Genomic DNA, 17314 nt, shown 5'->3' on the forward strand with positions numbered 1-17314 from the left:
TTGTTCTTTCAAAACTGGATAAACGGTGCATTGAATGTTTCAAACGTTTTTGGTTAAGTCCTCGATCGATTAGTATTCGTCAGCTCCATGTGTCACCACACTTCCACCTCGAACCTATCTACCTCATCGTCTTTGAGGGATCTTACTTACTTGCGTAATGGGAAATCTCATCTTGAGGGGGGCTTCATGCTTAGATGCTTTCAGCACTTATCCCGTCCACACATAGCTACCCAGCGATGCCTTTGGCAAGACAACTGGTACACCAGCGGTGTGTCCATCCCGGTCCTCTCGTACTAAGGACAGCTCCTCTCAAATTTCCTACGCCCACGACGGATAGGGACCGAACTGTCTCACGACGTTCTGAACCCAGCTCGCGTACCGCTTTAATGGGCGAACAGCCCAACCCTTGGGACCGACTACAGCCCCAGGATGCGATGAGCCGACATCGAGGTGCCAAACCTCCCCGTCGATGTGGACTCTTGGGGGAGATAAGCCTGTTATCCCCGGGGTAGCTTTTATCCGTTGAGCGATGGCCCTTCCATGCGGAACCACCGGATCACTAAGCCCGTCTTTCGACCCTGCTCGACTTGTAGGTCTCGCAGTCAAGCTCCCTTGTGCCTTTACACTCTACGAATGATTTCCAACCATTCTGAGGGAACCTTTGGGCGCCTCCGTTACCTTTTAGGAGGCGACCGCCCCAGTCAAACTGTCCGCCTGACACTGTCTCCTGCCCCGCTAAGGGGCATGGGTTAGAATTTCAATACAACCAGGGTAGTATCCCACCGACGCCTCCTTCGAAGCTGGCGCTCCGAGATCTCTGGCTCCTACCTATCCTGTACAAGTTGTACCAAAATTCAATATCAGGCTACAGTAAAGCTCCACGGGGTCTTTCCGTCCTGTCGCGGGTAACCTGCATCTTCACAGGTACTATAATTTCACCGAGTCTCTCGTTGAGACAGTGCCCAGATCGTTACGCCTTTCGTGCGGGTCGGAACTTACCCGACAAGGAATTTCGCTACCTTAGGACCGTTATAGTTACGGCCGCCGTTTACTGGGGCTTCAATTCGCAGCTTCGCTTGCGCTAACCACTCCTCTTAACCTTCCAGCACCGGGCAGGCGTCAGCCCCTATACGTCACCTTACGGTTTTGCAGAGACCTGTGTTTTTGCTAAACAGTCGCCTGGGCCTATTCACTGCGGCTCTCATGCGCTTGCACGCTCAAGAGCACCCCTTCTCCCGAAGTTACGGGGTCATTTTGCCGAGTTCCTTAACGAGAGTTCTCTCGCACACCTTAGGATTCTCTCCTCGACTACCTGTGTCGGTTTGCGGTACGGGCACCTCTCACCTCGATAGAGGCTTTTCTTGGCAGTGTGAAATCAGGAACTTCGTCCATACGGACTCGCCATCACAGCTCAACGTTACAGTGTGCGGATTTGCCTACACACACGCCTTACTGCTTGGACGCGCACAACCAACGGCGCGCTTACCCTATCCTACTGCGTCCCCCCATTTCTCAAACGGTGAGGAGGTGGTACAGGAATATCAACCTGTTGTCCATCGCCTACGCCTATCGGCCTCGGCTTAGGTCCCGACTAACCCTGAGCGGACGAGCCTTCCTCAGGAAACCTTAGTCATACGGTGGACGGGATTCTCACCCGTCTTTCGCTACTCATACCGGCATTCTCACTTCTAAGCGCTCCACCAGTCCTTCCGATCTGACTTCAACGCACTTAGAACGCTCTCCTACCACTGACATCGTAGATGTCAATCCACAGCTTCGGTGAATCGTTTAGCCCCGATACATTTTCGGCGCAGCGTCACTCGACCAGTGAGCTATTACGCACTCTTTAAATGATGGCTGCTTCTAAGCCAACATCCTGGTTGTCTGTGCAACGCCACATCCTTTTCCACTTAACGATTACTTTGGGACCTTAGCTGGTGGTCTGGGCTGTTTCCCTTTTGACTACGGATCTTATCACTCGCAGTCTGACTCCCGTGTATAAATATCTGGCATTCGGAGTTTGTCTGAATTCGGTAAACCGGGATGGCCCCCTAGTCCAAACAGTGCTCTACCTCCAGTATTCTCATCACGAGGCTAGCCCTAAAGCTATTTCGGAGAGAACCAGCTATCTCCAAGTTCGATTGGAATTTCTCCGCTACCCACACCTCATCCCCGCACTTTTCAACGTGCGTGGGTTCGGGCCTCCAGTAAGTGTTACCTCACCTTCACCCTGGACATGGGTAGATCACCTGGTTTCGGGTCTACGACCACGTACTATTTCGCCCTATTCAGACTCGCTTTCGCTGCGGCTCCGCCTTCTAAAGCTTAACCTCGCACGTAATCGTAACTCGCCGGTTCATTCTACAAAAGGCACGCTATCACCCATTAACGGGCTCTAACTACTTGTAGGCACACGGTTTCAGGATCTCTTTCACTCCCCTTCCGGGGTGCTTTTCACCTTTCCCTCACGGTACTGGTTCACTATCGGTCACTAGGTAGTATTTAGCCTTGGGAGATGGTCCTCCCGGATTCCGACGGAATTTCACGTGTTCCGCCGTACTCAGGATCCACTCAGGAGAGAACGAACTTTCGACTACAGGGCTTTTACCTGCTCTGGCGGACCTTTCCAAGTCGCTTCATCTAACTCGCTCTTTTGTAACTCCGTATAGAGTGTCCTACAACCCCAAGAGGCAAGCCTCTTGGTTTGGGCTCTTCCCGTTTCGCTCGCCGCTACTCAGGGAATCGATTTTTCTTTCTCTTCCTCCAGGTACTTAGATGTTTCAGTTCCCTGGGTCTGCCTTCAAGACGCTATGTATTCACGTCAAGATACTACGCGATTAAACGTAGTGGGTTCCCCCATTCGGAAATCTCCGGATCAAAGCTCACTTACAGCTCCCCGAAGCATATCGGTGTTAGTGCCGTCCTTCTTCGGCTCCTAGTGCCAAGGCATTCGCCGTGCGCCCTTAATAACTTAACCAAGTTATTAAGCCTATAAAAAACTTAAAAAATAAATGTGTTTGTTACAATTTCAATGTCGTTTTATCCAGTTTTCAAAGAACAAGTTTTGAAGTGTTTCATTCAGAAGAATGAACCTTCAAAACTGAACGCAAAACGTAATCTTACAAACCCAAGGTTTGTATTCCGAAATAATCCTTAGAAAGGAGGTGATCCAGCCGCACCTTCCGATACGGCTACCTTGTTACGACTTCACCCCAATCATCTATCCCACCTTCGGCGGCTGGCTCCAAAAGGTTACCTCACCGACTTCGGGTGTTACAAACTCTCGTGGTGTGACGGGCGGTGTGTACAAGGCCCGGGAACGTATTCACCGCGGCATGCTGATCCGCGATTACTAGCGATTCCGGCTTCATGTAGGCGAGTTGCAGCCTACAATCCGAACTGAGAACGACTTTATCGGATTAGCTCCCTCTCGCGAGTTGGCAACCGTTTGTATCGTCCATTGTAGCACGTGTGTAGCCCAGGTCATAAGGGGCATGATGATTTGACGTCATCCCCACCTTCCTCCGGTTTGTCACCGGCAGTCACCTTAGAGTGCCCAACTAAATGATGGCAACTAAGATCAAGGGTTGCGCTCGTTGCGGGACTTAACCCAACATCTCACGACACGAGCTGACGACAACCATGCACCACCTGTCACCGTTGCCCCCGAAGGGGAAACTATATCTCTACAGTGGTCAACGGGATGTCAAGACCTGGTAAGGTTCTTCGCGTTGCTTCGAATTAAACCACATGCTCCACCGCTTGTGCGGGCCCCCGTCAATTCCTTTGAGTTTCAGTCTTGCGACCGTACTCCCCAGGCGGAGTGCTTAATGCGTTAGCTGCAGCACTAAGGGGCGGAAACCCCCTAACACTTAGCACTCATCGTTTACGGCGTGGACTACCAGGGTATCTAATCCTGTTTGCTCCCCACGCTTTCGCGCCTCAGCGTCAGTTACAGACCAGAAAGTCGCCTTCGCCACTGGTGTTCCTCCAAATCTCTACGCATTTCACCGCTACACTTGGAATTCCACTTTCCTCTTCTGCACTCAAGTCCCCCAGTTTCCAATGACCCTCCACGGTTGAGCCGTGGGCTTTCACATCAGACTTAAAGGACCGCCTGCGCGCGCTTTACGCCCAATAATTCCGGACAACGCTTGCCACCTACGTATTACCGCGGCTGCTGGCACGTAGTTAGCCGTGGCTTTCTAATAAGGTACCGTCAAGGTACAGCCAGTTACTACTGTACTTGTTCTTCCCTTACAACAGAGTTTTACGATCCGAAAACCTTCTTCACTCACGCGGCGTTGCTCCATCAGGCTTTCGCCCATTGTGGAAGATTCCCTACTGCTGCCTCCCGTAGGAGTCTGGGCCGTGTCTCAGTCCCAGTGTGGCCGATCACCCTCTCAGGTCGGCTACGCATCGTCGCCTTGGTGAGCCGTTACCTCACCAACTAGCTAATGCGCCGCGGGCCCATCCTATAGCGACAGCCGAAACCGTCTTTCAGTCCCTTGCCATGAAGCAAAAGAGATTATTCGGTATTAGCCCCGGTTTCCCGGAGTTATCCCAAACTATAGGGTAGGTTGCCCACGTGTTACTCACCCGTCCGCCGCTAACGTCAAAGGAGCAAGCTCCTTTTCTGTTCGCTCGACTTGCATGTATTAGGCACGCCGCCAGCGTTCGTCCTGAGCCAGGATCAAACTCTCCATAAAAGAAATTTGATTAGCTCAAATTGTTTTGCTGGCATCATGTTTGATGTCCAAAATTGTGTTTCGTTCACTAGCAAAACTAGCTACTTAAAACTTTATTGATTACGTTTTGCTTGTTCAGTTTTCAAGGTTCATTTACTAGTTACACTAAGTAACTTTTTATAATTTAACATAATGTTAACTCACTGTCAACTGTTTATGTTAATATTTTTTAAGTTGTCCGTTTGTTTCGTAACAACGTGTTTAAATATATCATCTTAAATTTAAGTTTGCAAGTGTTTCATTAAAGTAAAACTATTCACATTATTTAAAACCGAGTTCCTTCTATATAACTGTTAAAATAATAACTTCTTTTATTTTGAATCAACTCAATAAAAAACACCTCTAATTGTTAGCAACTTACTAACAATTAAAGGTGTCTGTTTAACTAACGTACCCAAATGAAGTATGCAAGGAAAACAAAGAATAGACCGTACATCATTGGGTGAATTTCTTTTTTACGACCGGCTAATAACATTGTAATTGGATAGAATACAAAGCCGATTGCAATACCAGTAGCAATTGAATAACCAAGTGGCATCATTAACACTGTAAAGAATGCAGGTACTGCTATTTCGAATTTGTCCCAATCAATTAAACGTAAGGACGATACCATTAGTACCCCTACGATTACTAAAGCTGGGGCAGTAACTGCTGGTGTTACCACTGCTAGTAATGGTGAGAAGAATAATGCAACTAAGAACAGTACTGCTGTTACGACTGCTGAAAATCCTGAACGAGCGCCTGCAGCAACTCCAGAAGTTGACTCTACATACGCTGTTGTTGTTGACGTACCAAATAAAGAACCGATAGTTGTTGCTAGTGCATCTGCCATTAAGGCACGTCCTGCACGCGGTAATTTATTATCTTTTACTAAGCCTGCTTGTGTCGCAACAGCCATTAAAGTACCAGCTGTATCAAAGAAATCAACAAACAAGAATGTTAACACTACTACTAAAAACTTCACGTTAAATAATGTACCGAAGTCACCAAGTGGTTCTAGTGCTACCATGAATGTAGAATCTACACTTGGAATAGCTGATACAACTGCTGTTGGAGGATCAATGATACCTGTGATCATCCCAATAATTGCAGTAATCACCATTCCTAAGAAAATACCGATACTGCGCAATTTAATAATAAGAATAACTGAAAGAATAATTCCGAATACCGCTAATAAAGTAGCGCCTGTGAAACTTCCTAAAGTGACTAAAGTCGCTGGGCTATCGACAATGATCCCTGCTCCTTGTAAACCAACAAAAGTAATAAATAAACCAATACCTGCAGAAACTGCATACTTAAGTTGTACTGGAATAGCATTAATAACAGTTTCGCGGATACCAGTTAAAGATAAAATAATAAAGATAATCCCTGAGAAAAACACGCCTGTTAAACCAGTTTGCCACGGAATACCGTATGCTCCGACTACAGTAAATGCAAAGAATGCATTTAACCCCATCCCAGGAGCAAGTGAAATCGGAAACTTAGCGAAAACCCCCATAATCAAAGAACCGACTGCTGCTGCTAATGCTGTTGCTACGAAAACAGCACCTTTATCCATCCCTGCATTTTCTAGAATACCTGGGTTAACAGCTAGAATATATGCCATTGCAAGGAAGGTTGTAATACCGCCTATTATTTCGCGGCGATAATTAGTTCCTAATTCATCGAACATGAAATATTTTTTCATTATCAAAAAATCCTCCGTGTGGTCGTCTTCAATATCGAAAACAAAAAAGACACGCTGACTACTCTACTAGTCGCATGTCTACGATATATTTCATCACAATTAGTGTGTGAAACAAATTAGTGTTTATACGTTTATGTATAAACCTAAATCGTAGTCAAGTTATTTACGGTAACTTGGTAGAAACTCACGGGCCTTATCCCCGACATTATACGACGACGTATTTAATTTACATTCGTAATATATCATTTCGTTTTTTAGATTTCAACCCTATTTCCGAACATTTTTCTAAAAAGAAATACGAAAGTTCGTGTAAAATTCTTATTTAATGTTCAGGTTCTATTAAATACATTACTAAAGAGGCTTTGTACTGAACATTCCACCAATCAGTTTAAAGAAAAAATCCCCTAGAAATTCTAGAGGATCCTTCTTTTGAGCTTATGTTTTAACTCATCACTTTACTTTGCAAGATTTGAATTCTTTTTTCTAATTTTTCTTTCCAATCTTCTGCTAATGCATCTACTGCTTGTATTTGTTTCATAGCGATTGCATCATTGTTTTTGAAGTACACTTCATTGCAATACAAAACAGAGATACGTGCAGGATGCTTTTCTACAAGCTCAATTGTTGAATCTGCACAGATTGTCCCTTCTTCAAGTACACGCGCAAGGAAACCTGTATAGCCTGTTTCGATTAAACGTTTGAGTAATGTGTTTGCCTCGGTATATCTATCAATCGTACTACATGGAATACGTCCCTGTGTAATTTGAATGACAGCATCTCCAATTTTATAAATATCACCAATACACACATCTGCTTCTAACATATTTGTTACGGTTAAATTTTCGCCAAATGCAGCAATAGGTAACGTTTTTCCAAGTTCCTGTTCCCATTGTATGTAATGCTCCGCAGGATATAAACAAACTGCTCGATCAGGGCCACCGTGATGTTTTTTATCTGCCACATCATCCCCTTCAAAGCCTTGAGAGGACAAATAAACTTCTTGCACTCGTTGCTTTTCAATCCCTGTAATCATTGAACGTCCTTTACTATCAACCAATTCTTTTGGCATCCCAACCGTTAATGTATGAATCATTGGTTTATTTTTCTCCATTTAAATCCCCCCCTAATCTGAATAGTATAATTTCTTGTGCATTCATTTAGTTTACTACATACAACACTTTACCAGCAATTTTTGCAGTTGAGATACTTCATTAAGCCATAAATTCAGAAGGAATTAAATCAAAAAGGCCCTAAAAACCTCTCAGGGCTTTTAGGGCTTTTGCTATTATTCCCACTCAATCGTTGCTGGTGGCTTAGATGTAATATCATACAGTACGCGGTTCACGTGTTTTACTTCGTTTACAAGGCGGACAGAGATTTTCTCTAGTACATCCCAAGGAATACGTGCCCAGTCAGAAGTCATACCGTCGATAGATGTTACGGCACGGATACCTATTGCATAGTCATACGTACGAGCATCGCCCATTACACCAACTGAACGGATATCAGGTAATACCGTAAAGTACTGCCAAATGTCACGCTCAAGACCAGCTTTTGCGATTTCTTCACGTAGAATGAAATCAGATTCACGAACGATTTCTAATTTTTCTTCTGTTACTTCACCAAGCACACGGATACCTAATCCAGGACCTGGGAATGGTTGACGCCAAACGATTTTTTCGTCAAGTCCAAGCTCTAAGCCTAGCGCACGTACTTCATCTTTAAATAAAGTTTTCAGTGGCTCGATTAGTTGGAATTGCATATCTTCAGGAAGACCACCAACGTTATGGTGTGATTTGATTGTTTGTGCAGTTGAAGTACCAGATTCAATAATATCTGTGTAAAGAGTTCCTTGTGCTAAGAAATCCATACCCTCAAGCTTAGATGCCTCTTCATCAAATACATAAATGAATTCATTACCGATAATTTTACGTTTTTTCTCTGGATCAGAAACGCCAGCGAGTTTGTCCATGAATCGTTTACGTGCATCGATTTTAATAAGATTCATGTCAAAGTCTTCTGTGAATGTTTTCATTACTTGTTCAACTTCACCTTTACGGTTTAAGTTGTGGTCTACGAACATACAAGTTAATTGATCGCCAATTGCTTTATGGATTAACACCGCTACAACTGATGAGTCTACACCACCAGAAAGTGCACATAATACTTTTTTATCGCCAACGATTTCACGAATTTTTGCAATTTCAAGCTCAATGAAGTTTGCCATTGACCAATCGCCCTTCGCTTCACAGATGTCGAATACGAATTGACGTAATAGATCATTACCATATACAGAGTGACGTACTTCTGGATGGAATTGTACAGCATATAGTTTACGTTCAACGTTTGCCATTGCAGCAATCGGACAAGATGCGCTAGTTGCGATGACTTCAAATCCAGCTGGAACTTCTGTTACATGGTCACCATGGCTCATCCAAACGATTTGTTCTGTAGGTAACTCACCAAATAATTTGTTTGGTGTTGTTACTTGAATTTCGGCTTTACCATACTCACGTGTTTCAGCACCTTCAACTTTACCGCCGTTTGTATGTGCCATTAATTGCATACCATAACAAATACCTAAAATCGGTAAACCTAATTCGAAAATAGCTGGATCCACATGAAAGGCATTTTCATCATAAACAGAGTTTGGACCACCTGAGAAAATAATACCTGTTGCGTTCATATCTTTAATTTCTTCTGCAGTTACCGTATGTGGATGTAGTTCACTAAAAACACCAAATTCACGAATACGACGTGTAATTAATTGGTTAAATTGGCTACCGAAGTCTAATACAACGATTTTTTCTTGCTCTTTTAATAAAGGGCTAGCTGTCAAAATTTCCACCTCTTCTATTATTTTTAAAGGATATTTTTCATGTGTTCAAAGAAAAACGCGAAGAAAGTAAAAAAACTTTCTACGCGTCCATAAGCTCTAGAATATTGATAAAGGCGAATGCGTAGCAAAGTAAAGTGATTTACTATACTTTTCACCTAACGAAAACATCCGCCTTCATAGAGAAATCATTTAAGGTGATTTCGTAGAAACATCCGAACCCTATTATCGAACTTATATGAAAGCAATCCTTGCATTTAATTTTTTTCATTTTACTCTTTGTCTACGTTAAAATCAACTGATAGTGCGATTGATTAAATATTCCCAACTTTCTTTCAGCTTCATGAAATCAACATCTTCTTTGTCTTTTCCATAAATATGTTGCTCGTAGACTACCGTCAGCTTTTGCATTTCATCTGTTTCTAATGCTGCATCTACACGCTCTGCGAATGCACTTAACGTTTCTCCATCTTTTCTGCGCAAACCAATGCGAGATAATTGCTTCAGTAAAACATGGTAAGAAGAATCGAAATTTGACCAATCCGCTACTTTTTTACGGTATGCTCGAACATGCATCTTAGGAATCCACGTTTTACGCTGTAAGAATAAAGAAATACCCGTGATTATGAATAATACAACAATTATTACCCAAACATAGGCAAACTTTTTCATCCATAACCACATTGCATCAAAGCTAAATGTTGATTTCATCTGTTCCTTCTCGGTTACCTGTTCTTGCGGTTGTGGCTGCTCGGGTTTTGATTCTGGCTGCACCACTTCCTCCTCATCAGACGTATCTAATGGGATATCATAATCGATATTGACATTTCCAGAAAAGCCGATTGTCGGTTCAAACTCCATCCATCCCGTTCCAGGTATAAATGCTTCTACCCATGAGTGCGCATTGTCATTCGTGATGCGATATTCACGTAACCCATCTGACACAGGGCCTGCAGTTCCAGGCGCAAAACCTTTCACCCATCGAGCTGGGATCCCTACTGAGCGTAAAAGTACCACCATTGAAGTGGAGAAATTATCACAATACCCTACTTTTGTATCGAACAAAAATTGATCGACATAGTCTTGATTTTCACCAGGAATAGCAGCTTGCGTTTTATCGTATTTAAAACCATTTGTTCTAAAATAACTTTCTACAGCCTTAATTTGTTCATAAACCGTATCTTTCTTTTGCGTTATTTCAGACGCTAAGTCCCTTACACGTTGAGGAAGTTGGTTTGGTAACTGTAAAAATCGATCAAAGGAAGAATCCATTGTTTCAAGTGTTGCTGGATATGATAATTGGAGCTGCTCCATACTATAAACAGGCTCACTATAAGACAATGAATAGTTTGATAATGATTTCGATTCCCCCACCTGTTGTTCTATATTCATTCTTTCAGTCTGCTCATCTTGAATAAATAAAGTGGAATCTTGAGCCGAAACAGAAAGCATACCATATGTTTGAATTAAAAATGGCATTGGAACAGCAATGTCTAATTGAATCTGACGTTCATTTTCAGGTGGCCCGACTTGTAAAGAAGTCAGAATGGGTGTATTTGACTCATAAACATTTTTCCCAAAGTTCCCCTCTGAAACAATCCAACCTTTCGACGTATACGTATCTTTTGTTTCAATGCGCCAGTAATGGCGATCACGAGAAGAGGCAGTGAAAATTAACGTATTATCTCCTTGGAAAGGACCACCTAACTGACTATCATCTTGGCTATAACCAACTGATTTTTGACCATTTCCATTTCCATCTTGTCCAGTAACACCTTGGATAAAGGGCACAGGATCTGCCCATGTTGGTCCAGTCTTTGGTAAAAAGAATGCTACAGAACTAATGAGCAATACAGCTACTAGCATGGGAATCACAATTTTCCATTTTTCCATTGCCGTACTTGTAGTTTCCACTTGAAGCCATAGACGCTTGACAAAAAGAACACCTGTCATGATTAATCCTAAAACAACAACTTTTACAATTGCCGCTTTACCATCATAGTCACTAAATGTATCCAAAGTAGCAATAAAAAATACGGTCATGGCAAAGAAGTAGAATATATTTTTTCGCACCGAAACCCAATGGTGAATTAAATAAACTAGCATCCAAATTAACACAAGAAATAATACTGTTCTGAAAACATCTGAAACCCGTCCAAAGTCACCTGTTAGAATCGTGGTTATGTTCCCTTTCCCTTCAGCCAATAAAAAAGGCAATGTATTACCAGATAATACAGGACTAGGGCTATAGATAAAAACGATAAACCAGGTAATATAACCAAACTTCACTAACCCTGATAGCAAAGGATGTACGCGGAAAAGACTTAGCGCTAAAGACATACCGATAAAGACTAAGAAAAGATGCATCCCACCTGTATTCGTTAATTGCATAATGGGAATAAGCCATTCACGCAAAATGAAAAATACAATAACATAAGCTATGGCTAATTCTAAAAATTCTCCTAATGTTTGCTTCACGGTCTCATCACCTCCGTGAATAAATGATAGAAATCTGCTGGATTTACATAAATAACTTGAATATGTTTATACCGCATCGCAAGCTCAGATTGCACTGGTGGCTGCTTGGCCACTACAAAACAAATACAGCTTTTCACAATATTTGCAAGAGTATGTAGTAATTCATCTGAAACATCACTTGTCACATAAAGCAGTGTTGCAACTTGCTTAAAGGCTTGTTGGTCATGAAATCGAAACTTGACATTCTCCGTAGGTTTTATCGCAGCTAAATAATACATGACCTGATCTAAATGCTTGTCCCCCTGTATAGCAGGGAATACTTTCGTCATTTCTCCAGCAGAAATAAAGGATAAATCTCCTCGTTCCTGAACGATCATCTGTAGCATTGAAGCCACTAACTCCACTTTTTCTTCAAACATTGTGGATTTTGTTGCGTCTAGCACTAACATTAGTTCTGATGATTGTCGATCCTCAAATTCCTTAGACTGCAACTTTTGTGTACGTGCAAATGATTTCCAATGAATCCATGAAAAACGATCTCCAGGAACGTACTCTCTTAATCCAACAGCCATCGATGTGTCCTTCACAATAGAGTATGGTGACATCATCGGGCCAACATCATATTTTGTTTGAAGCGCAGCATATTTCATCTCTTGTATTCTTGGGTAAACTAAAATAGTTTGGTCCTTTTCTGCTACGACAACCTTTTTAGCCCAGCCAAAAAAATCGTAGAAAATAATTGTAACACCTAGGTAGCGATGTTCACCACGTGGCATATTCTCCAATTCATATTGCCAGCTAAAGTCTTTTTTAAATCCAACGAACTTAATGGCATTCGCATTTTGTATTTTAGCTTGCACTAATCCCTCACTATCCACAAGTTCCTCCATTACGATATAGGCAAACGGAAAACGTGTTTTACGTTCTATCGTAATAAGCACCTTCGCTGATTGACCGCGTTCTATATGAATCGGGTCAATCTTACGTTCGATTAGTAAAATATCCTCTCTAACGATAAAGAACATACATGCATACACTAAAAACGGACTAACCGTAAAAAATACAAACCAGCTCACAAATCCACCTTGGAACATTGCATAACAAAATGTTACGATCATCAAGAAAGCGATTAATAGGAAATGTTTACTTTTTTCTACAAAAGCTTTCCATCGCCTCATTGTTCTGCAAACCTCTTTGTCGGAACTGGTGTTTTAGCAATGATACGCTGGATAATTTCGTCTGCCGTCACATTATCATAGCGTGCATCTGGTTTTAAAACTAAACGATGACTAAAAACAAATGGCACTAAATATTGAACATCATCAGGGGTAACATAGCTTCGCCCTTTCAAAAATGCGTAAGCTTGAGAAGCTTTCATTAGTGCTATTGTGGCACGAGGACTCACACCTAAATAGACATAATTATTTTCCCTTGTTAGGGTAGCAAGCTCCACCATATAATTTTTAACAGAATCTTCTACATACACACCTTGAACAAGTTCCTGTAATTCGATTAATTGCGCTACCGATAATACCGCTTCGATTTTTTCAATGGCTTTACCATTCTCAGCTCTTCGTAAAATTTCAACTTCCTGCCCCCTAGATGGATAGCCCATTTTTATCTTTAAGAGAAATCGATCTAGTTGTGCTTCAGGTAAAGGATAGGTACCTTCATGCTCAATGGGATTTTGTGTAGCCATAACAAAAAATGGCTGATTGATTATCAACGTTTTCCCATCAATAGTAACAGAAGCCTCTTCCATTCCCTCTAACAAGGCTGATTGAGTTTTCGGAGACGTTCGGTTAATTTCATCGGCTAGTACAACATCCCCCATGATTGGACCAGGACGAAATTCAAACTCCATTGTCTTTGGATTATAAATAGAAATACCGACTACATCTGATGGCAATAGATCTGGCGTAAATTGAATACGCTTAAATTGTGCATCAAAAGATTTTGCAAGCGCTCGCACCATCATTGTCTTTCCTACTCCAGGTACATCCTCCAACAAAACATGCCCTCTTGCCAATAATGCGACAATACTGAGCTCGGCAATTTCTCTTTTACCAATCATTACTTTTTCTATATTTTCTAAAACATTCTGTATTTGAGCATTCATTAATCGAAAAGCCTCCCATTCCATCAAGCAATTGTGTGAATTGCAAGCAAACTTAATCTAAGCATAGCGAAATCTGTCCTGTAAAACAATTATCTGAAACTTCTACTTCCTATGAACATTCATAAAAAAGGCTTGTTTGATAATACCCAAACAAGCCTAACCCTTATTATATAACGTCATTAATCATTAGAATGTTACAAATTCAATCTTTTTAACCATATTTCTTCTAAAGATGTAGAATTTTCTTGTAAGAAAATTTCAGTTATCGCCCCAGAAATGATAATTTCCCCTTCATGTAAAACTAATAGATCATCCGCTATTTCTTCCGCAAAAGACAGCAAATGAGTAGAAAAGATAACGGTATTGCCTTTTTCCTTCTCCTCCAACATCATGTTTTTCAACTGTGCTATCCAAAAGGGATCTAGACCATTCGTTGGCTCATCTAAAATTAGCAATGACCCGTTACCAAGTAGGCTTTGAGCTAGGTTTAGGCGCTGGAGCATCCCTTTAGAAAAGTGTTTAGCTCTTTGCTTCCGAACATCCCACAAGGAAACACGCTTCAGAACATTCTCTTGCTCATAACTATCTACTTCTTTTAAAGATGCCAACAGCTCTAATACTTCAGATGCAGTTAGCATAGTTGGAAAGTTTACATCATCAGGCATAAAACGTATTGTTTGTGGTTGATGCCATATTATTTCACCAGATTGCGCTTTCTCTTGACCCGTTAACAAACGAATCAAAGTACTCTTTCCTGCCCCATTTCCTCCAACCAACGCTAGAATTCGACCAGCTTGCAGCAGAAAGGAGGCTTCTTTTAATCCCCTATCATTTTCATAAACCTTGACTACATTTTTTCCCTCTAACAGAATCATCGCCGCTCCCCCTCCTTTAACAGCTTCGTAGCAAGCATTAACGGTAGTACAATCCAGAGTATTGTTATTATTCCATACACCACCTGACCAAGCGGTGATAAGTAAAACCTCGTAACATCATAAAAGGCTGGACCAAGCACACTAGCTTGATTACTAAATATAAAATAGCCGAAGCGCAGCCATTCAACTGGATTAATATGTATCGTTATGATGATAAACTTTTGTAAAAAATGCCCAGGAACAACTGCGCCTATAGCCATTAATGCATACGATATGAGCAATAAAAGTAAGGACCATACTACAAGTGATAATGCAAGTGCAAATAATCTTGTTTTTGCAAATACCCCTAGCAAGATTCCTAAAGACACAAAGATAATAATACATAATAGTGTAAGCATAACTAAAACAATTGGTAACCGTACCCCACCTAGTAACCCACCTACGGCTAATACAAAACCAAATGCCACTACTATTACTAATAAAAACGCAAGTGCTGTCGCTACATATTTGCCTGTAATATATTGCATCCGTTTCATAGGATATGTTTTTAATAACGATAACCAACCTGACTCTATGTCACCAGCTACACTCATACTACCAATGGTGAGGATAAATAGCGGCAGCAGAAATAACAACACACTTAAAAACGATGCAGTTTGCCGTGTAAAGCCTTCAATATCTGGCAAAGCCATCTGTTGAATGACGATAATGGCAACGAAAACAAACGTAAAAAGAAAGGCTACAAGTTGCATCCATCGACTTCTTAAAATCTGCTTCAGCTCTATTTTTACAAACATCACTCATGAATCCCCCAATTCAATGTCAACAAATCACGATAGACTAATAGTTGACCTTCTCCTTCATCATTCATCCATTCTCGCGCTTCGTCTTTTGTAGCAAATGCAATAACGCCATAGTTCATAGGCGTCCAATAATTTTTGTTGTATACATAAATCGCTTTATAAACATCAATCCATTCATTCGTTGCTTTATTTTTAATATAGGCTGCCCCAACTTCATCATCGCCATTTAGCTCAAGGTAATCCATCAAGCATCCAATATCATCAAAAATCTCATCGTCTCCATTTTTCAAAACAATCTGCCCTGCGTATTCATTATGAACAATACTCATATTACAAACTTTACAAACATCTGTTTCACTATTAATTTCACGTGGATGGTATGCTTTTTCACCACAGCCCACTAAAATAACGCCACATATAATTAGTATCATTATCCATCTAGTCATACTCGTCCCCCCCTTTTCCAAAGCCACAAACTTCCCATAAACACGATAAAACCAATCATTATTTGTAGGATATCTAATGAAAACTCTATCTCTTTCCTATTGCTCAGTAATTTTGGCTCATTATCTACCAGTAGATTTCGTTCTGTTTTATTAATCTGTTGATCTAGTGACGTCAGGATAACAACGCTGGGTGATGCCACAAAAAATTGATAAACTGGCTGTCTCACCATCCATTGTCCAAAACTCGACACAGCCACATATGGAACATCTCCAAAACCATCACCTGTAACATCTAGCCCTGTATAATCATCATAAAAATTATGAATTAAACGTAATCCCTGATTGTCTGACCTTGCTGTTAATATATTGCCTGTAAACTGATTATCCATAATGGTTGAACGCGCATCGACTTTTGTACCTTCTAATGCAGTTTGATTCATCTGAAAGCGATTTTCATGTATTTGAATCACTGAACTCTTCTGCAACGCTACCCCTACACGATTATGTAGAAAGCTATTTTCTCTTATCATTGCCTCCTGTGTGTCATACATCATAAGTCCATAACTATTGAAGCCATTATGAGTACTGATTGTATTACTACTTATTTCTAAATTAGTAGTCATCATCACCATAAGACCTGTAACATTGTGTGAATACGTATTGAACAACACCTTCACACCACTTGAATACATAAAATGTGTTCCATATCGACTATTTGTTACTTTATTTCGCTTTACATCCATTCGCGTCACTTCTTCAACGTATATACCATCTTGGACATGTTCGATCGTATTTTGATCGATCACAACATCCTCACTTTTAAAAACTGCAATTCCATTTCCTTTTTCAGCAAAGTGTGTTTCATTTCCAATGATCTTATTTTCCAAAACTCGAATATGCCTTGAATGTTGAAGATGTATACCAACGCGGATATCTTTTAATTCAATAGCTCTTAGCTCTAAATTCTCCACCTCATTAGCAACAATTCCTTGATTTTTTGCTGTTATTCTTATATTTTCTATCAAAACATTCGATGCAGATTCAATTTTTAATGCAGGTTCATCATTTTGAGCATAAAGCTCAGCTCCTTTTTGTCCGTACAGTTTGATCGGTTTTTTCACAATGAAATTCCCTTGGTAACGACCAGCAGGAATATGAATACTATCTCCAGCTTTTGCTTGATCGATAGCATATTGAATATCAAATTCTGCATACGCCGTTTGACTTGTAAATAGAAAAAACAAAAAGAACAACATCATTTGCTTCATCACTTTCCACCTCCTTACTCAGCAAGAAAAGACTAGAGGATTTCCCCTAGTCTT

General features: G+C 41.1%; 10 protein-coding genes, 2 rRNA genes and 2 riboswitches. All 12 genes read right to left on the reverse strand.

Annotated features, from left to right (window positions below; genetic code table 11):
* Positions 1-49 precede the first annotated feature (49 nt).
* Positions 50-2977: ribosomal RNA gene (locus tag L6W14_RS20000) — 23S ribosomal RNA — on the reverse strand.
* Between the two features lie 180 nt (positions 2978-3157).
* A 16S ribosomal RNA gene (locus L6W14_RS20005) occupies positions 3158-4709 on the reverse strand.
* The 16S and 23S rRNA genes sit together here, the layout of an rRNA operon.
* A gap of 424 nt (positions 4710-5133) precedes the next feature.
* Entirely contained in the window at positions 5134-6435 is a 1302-nt protein-coding gene (locus L6W14_RS20010; protein ID WP_237898752.1) for an NCS2 family permease, read from the reverse strand.
* Positions 6436-6566: 131 nt separating this feature from the next.
* A riboswitch (purine riboswitch) is annotated at positions 6567-6668 on the reverse strand.
* A gap of 209 nt (positions 6669-6877) precedes the next feature.
* The gene (locus L6W14_RS20015; protein WP_237898753.1) at positions 6878-7546 is read right to left on the reverse strand and encodes an MOSC domain-containing protein; all 669 of its coding nucleotides are present in this window, start codon (positions 7544-7546) and stop codon (positions 6878-6880) included.
* A 174-nt stretch (positions 7547-7720) separates the two neighbouring features.
* Positions 7721-9274 carry a glutamine-hydrolyzing GMP synthase gene (gene guaA, locus L6W14_RS20020; protein WP_131522315.1) on the reverse strand — a complete coding sequence of 518 codons (1554 nt, stop codon included), beginning with the start codon at positions 9272-9274 and terminating at the stop codon, positions 7721-7723.
* Positions 9275-9431: 157 nt separating this feature from the next.
* Positions 9432-9533, reverse strand: a riboswitch (purine riboswitch).
* A 32-nt stretch (positions 9534-9565) separates the two neighbouring features.
* Entirely contained in the window at positions 9566-11749 is a 2184-nt protein-coding gene (locus L6W14_RS20025; protein ID WP_131522316.1) for a transglutaminase TgpA family protein, read from the reverse strand.
* Positions 11746-12927, reverse strand: a complete 1182-nt coding sequence (locus tag L6W14_RS20030; protein WP_131522317.1) for a DUF58 domain-containing protein — start codon at positions 12925-12927, stop codon at positions 11746-11748. The genes L6W14_RS20025 and L6W14_RS20030 overlap by 4 nt, the downstream gene beginning before the upstream one ends.
* Positions 12924-13868, reverse strand: coding sequence for an AAA family ATPase (locus L6W14_RS20035; RefSeq protein ID WP_131522318.1), 945 nt, complete (start codon positions 13866-13868; stop codon positions 12924-12926). Before L6W14_RS20035 ends, L6W14_RS20030 begins: the two co-directional genes overlap by 4 nt.
* A gap of 194 nt (positions 13869-14062) precedes the next feature.
* Positions 14063-14743, reverse strand: a complete 681-nt coding sequence (locus tag L6W14_RS20040; RefSeq protein WP_131522319.1) for an ABC transporter ATP-binding protein — start codon at positions 14741-14743, stop codon at positions 14063-14065.
* Positions 14740-15540: an ABC transporter permease gene (locus L6W14_RS20045; protein ID WP_237901012.1), complete on the reverse strand. Its 801-nt coding sequence runs from the start codon at positions 15538-15540 to the stop codon at positions 14740-14742. The genes L6W14_RS20040 and L6W14_RS20045 overlap by 4 nt, the downstream gene beginning before the upstream one ends.
* Positions 15540-15992 (reverse strand): nitrous oxide reductase accessory protein NosL, encoded by a 453-nt coding sequence (locus tag L6W14_RS20050; protein ID WP_131522320.1) that lies wholly within the window; start codon positions 15990-15992, stop codon positions 15540-15542. Before L6W14_RS20050 ends, L6W14_RS20045 begins: the two co-directional genes overlap by 1 nt.
* Positions 15989-17260 (reverse strand): right-handed parallel beta-helix repeat-containing protein, encoded by a 1272-nt coding sequence (locus L6W14_RS20055; RefSeq protein WP_131522321.1) that lies wholly within the window; start codon positions 17258-17260, stop codon positions 15989-15991. Before L6W14_RS20055 ends, L6W14_RS20050 begins: the two co-directional genes overlap by 4 nt.
* Between the last annotated feature and the right edge of the window lie 54 nt (positions 17261-17314).

It is taken from the genome of Lysinibacillus sp. ACHW1.5 (assembly GCF_022014815.1).
In the GTDB taxonomy this organism is placed as follows: Bacteria; Bacillota; Bacilli; order Bacillales_A; family Planococcaceae; genus Lysinibacillus; species Lysinibacillus capsici.

Bases quoted from the DNA above. Each gene is read 5' to 3' on its own strand.
- L6W14_RS20050 (WP_131522320.1), bottom strand. From the start codon at position 15,992: ATGACTAGATGGATAATGATACTAATTATATGTGGCGTTATTTTAGTG.
- L6W14_RS20030 (WP_131522317.1), bottom strand. From the start codon at position 12,927: ATGAGGCGATGGAAAGCTTTTGTAGAAAAAAGTAAACATTTCCTATTA.
- L6W14_RS20040 (WP_131522319.1), bottom strand. From the start codon at position 14,743: ATGATTCTGTTAGAGGGAAAAAATGTAGTCAAGGTTTATGAAAATGAT.
- L6W14_RS20045 (WP_237901012.1), bottom strand. From the start codon at position 15,540: ATGTTTGTAAAAATAGAGCTGAAGCAGATTTTAAGAAGTCGATGGATG.
- L6W14_RS20015 (WP_237898753.1), bottom strand. From the start codon at position 7,546: ATGGAGAAAAATAAACCAATGATTCATACATTAACGGTTGGGATGCCA.
- L6W14_RS20010 (WP_237898752.1), bottom strand. From the start codon at position 6,435: ATGAAAAAATATTTCATGTTCGATGAATTAGGAACTAATTATCGCCGC.
- L6W14_RS20055 (WP_131522321.1), bottom strand. From the start codon at position 17,260: ATGAAGCAAATGATGTTGTTCTTTTTGTTTTTTCTATTTACAAGTCAA.
- L6W14_RS20035 (WP_131522318.1), bottom strand. From the start codon at position 13,868: ATGAATGCTCAAATACAGAATGTTTTAGAAAATATAGAAAAAGTAATG.